Consider the following 6274-nt stretch of genomic DNA (forward strand, 5'->3'; position numbering starts at 1 on the left):
GATTGCGAAAATCGAAGAGACCAAGTCGCCCTTGGTGATCAGCCATCTGGCACAGTTCCCCTCGGTGACCATTTCCTTCAACCTGGCCAAGGATGCGTCGCTGAGCAAGGCCGTGAAAGAGATCAACCAGGCGGAACAGGCCATCCATCTGCCGCCTTCGATCACCTCGTCGTTCCAGGGCGCTGCGCAGGCTTTCCAGGATTCCCTTTCCAGCGAGGTGTATTTACTGATTGCCGCGCTGATAGCCGTCTATATCGTGCTGGGTGTGCTGTATGAAAGCTTCATCCACCCAGTGACGATTCTCTCGACGCTGCCTTCGGCCGGTATCGGTGCGTTGCTGTCGCTGATGATTGCCGGTGCCGACCTGGACATCATCGGCATCATCGGCATCGTGCTGTTGATCGGCATCGTGAAGAAGAACGCGATCATGATCGTCGACTTCGCGCTCGAAGCCGAACGCGATCACGGCAAGCCACCAGCGGAAGCAATCTTTGAAGCGTCGCTGCTGCGTTTCCGCCCGATCCTGATGACGACTCTGGCCGCGATGCTCGGCGCATTGCCGATGCTGGTCGGCACCGGTACGGGTTCGGAATTGCGCCGGCCGTTGGGCCTGGCGATCATCGGCGGCTTGACGTTGAGTCAGTTGCTGACGTTGTTCACCACGCCGGTGATCTATTTGTTCTTCGATCGCTTGGCGCAGCGGTTCAACCGCAAGCCGTCGCTGGCGGCGGGGGATCGCACGCCATGATAGGGCGAGCCACACCCGTAGGTTGGGGTGCGAACCCCAACATGGCAGCGCCAATCAAGATGGCGATGTTGGGGTTCGCACCCCAACCTACGGGTGACTTTCGCCGGGCGGCGCCATGAACATCTCCGCCCTCTTCATCCGCCGCCCCGTCGCCACCACCCTGCTGGCGTTCGCCATCCTGCTCTCCGGTTTCCTGGCGTACTTCCGCCTGCCGGTAGCACCGCTGCCGAACGTCACCTATCCGGTGGTTGTCGTGCAGGCCAGCATGGCTGGCGCGAGTCCGTCGATCATGGCGTCCACCGTGGCCGAGCCGCTGGAAAAACGCCTGGGCTCGATTGCCGATGTGACCGAGATGACGTCGGCCAGCTATGTCGGTTCGTCGCAGATCGTGATCCAGTTCGGCCTCAACCGCGACATCAACGGCGCGGCGCGCGACGTGCAGGCAGCCATCCAGGCGGCACGCGCGGATCTGCCGACTACGCTACGCAACAACCCCACCTATCGCGAATACAACCCGGCCGATTCGCCGATCATGGTGCTGGCGCTTACCTCCGATACGCTGACGCGTGCGCAGCTCTACGATTCTGCCGACTCGGTGATCCAGCAGCAGCTGTCGCAAGTGGATGGCGTGGGCCAGATCACGCTGGGCGGCAGCGCCCTGCCCTCGGTGCGCGTGGAACTGGAGCCTGACAAGCTCAATAGCTACGGCATCGGGCTCGAAGACGTGCGCGCGGCGATCAGTGCGGCCAATGCCAACAGTGCGAAAGGCCATATCGACCAGAACGGCCTGCGTTACGAAGTCACCTCCAATGATCAGATCCACAAGGCCGCACCGTATCGCGACCTGATCATCGCCTATCGCAACGGATCGCCAGTACAACTGCGCGATGTTGCCGACGTGGAAGATTCGGCGGAAAACATCCGCAACATGGGTTTGTACAACCGCAAGCCGGCCGTGCTGGTGATCGTGTTTCCGTTGCCGGGCAGCAACATCGTCAAGACCGTGGCGCAGATTCGCAGCGTGCTGCCGGCGATCGAAGCCACCTTGCCCAGCAGCATCAAGGTCGGCGTGGCGATCGATCGTTCGCAATCGGTCAACGCAGCGGTGGGCGACACGCAGCGATCGCTGTTCGTCGCCGTGCTGCTGGTGATCGGCGTGGTGTTCGTGTTCTTGCAGTCACCGCGCGCGATCCTGATTCCCTCCGTGGCGTTGCCGCTGTCGATCGTCGGCACCTTCGGGCCGATGTACCTGATGGGTTACAGCATCGACAACCTGTCGCTGATGGCGTTGACCATCGGCACCGGCTTCGTGGTGGACGATGCGGTGGTGGTGCTGGAAAACATCGTGCGCCACGTGGAAGCGGGCATGGACGTGCGCGAGGCGGCATTGAAAGGCAGCAGCGAGGTCGGCTTTACGGTGATCTCGATGAGCCTGTCGCTGATCGCGGTGTTTACGCCGATCCTGCTGATGCCGGGCATCATCGGCCTGTTGTTCCATGAATTCGCAGTGACGCTGTCGGTAGCCATTTTGTTGTCGATGGTGATCTCGCTCACGGTCACGCCCACCATGGCCGCCTATATCCTGCGCCCTGGCCAAGGGTTGCATTCCAAGGCGCGCTGGGCGGTGTGGTACGAGCGGCAGTTCGATCGCTTCAAGCGCGCGTATTCGTTGTCGCTGACCAAGGTGCTGGATCATTCCGCGCTGGTCGGCCTGGTGCTGATCGGCCTGATCCTGCTCAACCCTTTCATGTTCAAGCTGCTGCCGTCGACGTTCTTCCCGGAACAGGACAACGGCATCCTGATGGGCCAGATCATTGCCGACCAGAGCATCTCCTTCCAGGCGATGGAGAAGAAGCTGGCGCAATTGCAATCGATCGTGCAGAAAGATCCGGCGGTGGCGTCGGTGGCGGGGTTTGCCGGTGGCCGCGCGCTCAATACCGCCAACCTGTATGTGGAGTTGAAGCCGCTGGCCGAACGCAAGCTGTCGGCTGCGCAGGTGGTCGAACGTCTGCGGCCGAAGCTCAATGCGATTTCCGGCGCGAAACTGTTCCTGCAAGCGTCGCAGGACCTGCACATCGGCGGCCGGTCATCGGCATCCGAATACCAATACACGTTGACCAGCGACGATCCGGATGCGCTGTATACATGGATACCCAAACTGGTCACCGAGCTTGGCAAACACCGCGATCAATTGGTGGACGTGAATTCAGACCTGCAGCAGAACGGCCTGCAGACTTTCGTCAATTTTGATCGCTCCACCATGTCGCGCTACGGCTTTGCGCCCAACCAGATCGATGCGGTGCTGTACGACGCTTTCGGCCAGCGCACTGTCTCCACCGTCTACAACGAGCTCAACCAGTATTACGTAGTGATGGAAGTCGCGCCGAAATATTGGCAATACCCGCAAATGCTCAACCGCATGTACTTCAGCGCGGCGGCGGGCAATCCGAGCGGTACGCAGCAGACGCAGATGTCCGGCGCCCTGGTCAAAGGCGTGAAAAGTTTTACTGCGGTAAGCGCATCCTCCGGCACGTCGGCGACTACCAACTCGCTCAACGCGAATGCCGAAGCGAACGCGCTCACCAACGCCATATCCAACTCCAAGGGCGGCAGCTCCAGCGGCAGCGCGGACAGCACGGCGGCGGAAACCATGGTGCCGTTCCCATCCATGATGAGCTACACCAGCAATCACACGGCCACGCAAGTCAACCATCAGGGTGGATTGGTGGCCGGCACGATCTCGTTCAACCTGCCGCCCGGCGGTTCGCTGAGCAAGGCGTTGGTAGCGGTGCAGCAGGCCATGCAGGATATCGGCATGCCAGCGTCCATCCACGGTGCGACAGCAGGTGCGGCGCAGGTGTATTCGCAATCGATGTCGAGCATGCCGTTGCTGATTTTGGCGGCGCTCGGTGCGGTCTACATCGTGCTTGGCATGCTGTACGAGAACACGGTGCATCCGATCACCATCCTTTCCACCCTGCCCTCGGCCGGCATCGGCGCCGTGCTGGCATTGCTGATCTTCGGCACGCCGTTCTCGGTGATCGCGATGATCGGCATCATCCTGTTGATCGGTATCGTGAAGAAAAACGCCATCATGATGATCGACGTGGCGATCCACCTGCAGCGCGACGAAGGCTACGAACCGGTGCGCGCCATCCACGACGCCGCGGTACTGCGCTTGCGGCCGATCATGATGACCACCGCCGCCGCCGTGCTGGGTGCCGTGCCGTTGGCCGTCGGCGTCGGCCAGGGCGGATCGCTGCGCCAGCCGCTCGGCATTACCGTGATGGGCGGCTTGATTCTCAGCCAGGTGTTTACGTTGTACACGACACCGGTGATCTATCTCTACCTTGATCGTCTGCGCGCACGCCTGGCCCGTTGGTCGGCCACGCTGCCGTGGAACCGGTCGGATGCGAGTGCATGACTATGAAGACTTTGCCCACAACGTTGGTCGCTTCGCTGGCACTGCTGCTTGGCGGTTGCATGGTCGGTCCGGACTATCACCGTCCGCAGGTGCCGATGCCCAAGCAATACAAGGAACTGCCCGGCTGGACGGCCGCGTCGCCGGAAGCGGACGCGGCACCGAAAGGCGATTGGTGGACAGCGTTCAACGACCCGCTGCTCAACCAATTGGAGCCGATGGTATCGGTCTCCAACCAGACGGTGCAGCAGCAATACGCCAACTACCAGGAAGCGCTGGCCAATGTGCAGGTCGCACGGGCCTCCTTGTTTCCCACGCTCGGCATCACCGCTTCGGCCGCCAAGCAGCGCAGCACCAGCAGCAGTTCGCTAAACACGTTTTCGTCGCGACGCGCGGTAAGCACATCCGGCTCGCTGGAAGGCAGCGCGAGCTGGGCACCCGATCTGTGGGGTAAGGTGCGGCGCCAGGTTCAGGAGAGCAAAGCCACGGCACAGGCCAGCCAGGCGACGCTTGCCAACGCCACCTTGTCCGAGCAGATTGCGTTGGCTAATGCAGTGATCGAGCTGCGCATCACCGATGCCGATATCGATCTGCTGCAGAAAACTGTGGATGCCTATACCGAATCCCTGCGCGTCGTGGAAAACCAGGGCAACGCCGGCACCACGGCGCCGTCGGATGTGATCACCGCGCGCACGCAGCTGGAAAGCGCGAAATCCAGCTTGATCGCCTTGGGCGTGGCGCGTGCACAATACATGCATGCCATTGCCGTGCTAGTCGGCAAAACCCCAGAAGAACTGGAGATTCCCCACAGCACCAGCATGCCGGCACTGCCGACGATTCCCGTCGTGATGCCCTCCACGCTGCTGCAGCGCCGCCCTGACATTGCCATCGCCGAGCGCCAGATGGCCGCACAGAATGCAGCGATCGGCGTCGCGGTCGCCGCGTACTATCCAGATTTCACCTTGTCCGCGGCCGATGGTTTTTCGCAAGCACCATTGGCTGGTTTGCTGCATATCGCCAACCACGTGTGGTCGCTCGGTGCAGACGCCAGCGAAACGGTGTTCGACTTCGGCGCACGCCACGGCCAGGTTGCCGCGGCCAAAGCATCCTACGAAGCAGCGGCCGCCAATTACCGCGGCACGGTATTGACTGCATTGCAGGACGTGGAAGATGACCTGTCCAACCTGCGCATCCTGGGGCAACAGGCCGAGGTGCAGGACGCGGTAGTGCGCGACGCATCGCAAGGCGCACAAATTGCCCTCAACGAATACCAAGCCGGCACAGTGGACTACACCACTGCGGCCACTGCACAAGCCACCAGCCTCAGCGCCCAGCAAAGTGCGCTGAGCATTACGCAACAACGGCTGCTCGATACGATATCGTTGATCGGCGACATGGGCGGCGGCTGGTCGGCCAACCAACTCGATGCCGCGCAAAAATCGACCACCAACCGCTGATCCATTCTCACGATGCCCACTAACTCATTCGAACTTTCCCCCATCGTTGCAGGCCTCTGGCGCATTACCGAATGGCAACTGAGCGTGCCCAAGCGCGTGCGCTGGATCGAGCAGGCGCTGGAGCTTGGCATCACCTCGTTCGACCATGCGGATATCTACGGCGACTACCGTGCCGAAGCGCTGTTTGGCGAAGCGCTGCGCGCCTCGCCGGGGTTGCGTAGCCGCATGCGGCTGGTCACCAAATGCGGCATCCGATTGCGTTCTGCACAGAAGCCTTATCGCATCACTTATTACGACACCAGCGCTGCCTACGTTAGAGCGCAGGTGGAGCAATCGCTGCGCAATCTGCAGACGGAACAGCTGGACCTGGTGCTGATCCATCGCCCTGATTACCTGATGGATGCTACCCCGCTGGCAGACATCTTCGCCACGCTCACACGTGAAGGCAAAGTTGCGCACTGGGGTGTTTCCAACCACACCACCAGCCAGTTCGCGTTATTGCATCAACATCATCCGCTAGTCACCAATCAGCTGGAGCTTTCGCCGCTGCAGATGGGTGCGCTGGACGACGGCACGCTCGATCAGGCACAGCAACTCGGATTGCGGCCGATGATCTGGTCACCGCTCGCTGGTGGCCGCCTGTTTACG

Annotated in this window: 4 protein-coding genes; all 4 read left to right on the forward strand. The window is 61.4% G+C overall.

Going from position 1 to position 6274, the window contains the following annotated elements; all coding sequences use genetic code 11:
* The coding region (locus VJR68_RS19875; RefSeq protein ID WP_324150456.1) for an efflux RND transporter permease subunit at positions 1–748 on the forward strand (748 nt) is incomplete at its 5' end.
* Between the two features lie 115 nt (positions 749–863).
* The gene (locus VJR68_RS19880) at positions 864–4172 is read left to right on the forward strand and encodes an efflux RND transporter permease subunit (RefSeq protein WP_324150458.1); all 3309 of its coding nucleotides are present in this window, start codon (positions 864–866) and stop codon (positions 4170–4172) included.
* Positions 4169–5626 (forward strand): efflux transporter outer membrane subunit, encoded by a 1458-nt coding sequence (locus VJR68_RS19885; protein WP_324150459.1) that lies wholly within the window; start codon positions 4169–4171, stop codon positions 5624–5626. Before VJR68_RS19880 ends, VJR68_RS19885 begins: the two co-directional genes overlap by 4 nt.
* Before the next feature lie 12 nt (positions 5627–5638).
* Positions 5639–6274, forward strand: a 636-nt coding sequence (locus tag VJR68_RS19890; RefSeq protein WP_324150461.1) for an aldo/keto reductase, incomplete at its 3' end; no start/stop codon positions are given.

The sequence above is a fragment of the Dyella sp. genome (assembly GCF_035277725.1).
In the GTDB taxonomy this organism is placed as follows: domain Bacteria; phylum Pseudomonadota; class Gammaproteobacteria; order Xanthomonadales; family Rhodanobacteraceae; genus Dyella_B.

Excerpts from the sequence above, each read along its gene's own strand:
- VJR68_RS19885 (WP_324150459.1), top strand. The coding sequence starts at position 4,169 with ATGACTATGAAGACTTTGCCCACAACGTTGGTCGCTTCGCTGGCACTG.
- VJR68_RS19880 (WP_324150458.1), top strand. The coding sequence starts at position 864 with ATGAACATCTCCGCCCTCTTCATCCGCCGCCCCGTCGCCACCACCCTG.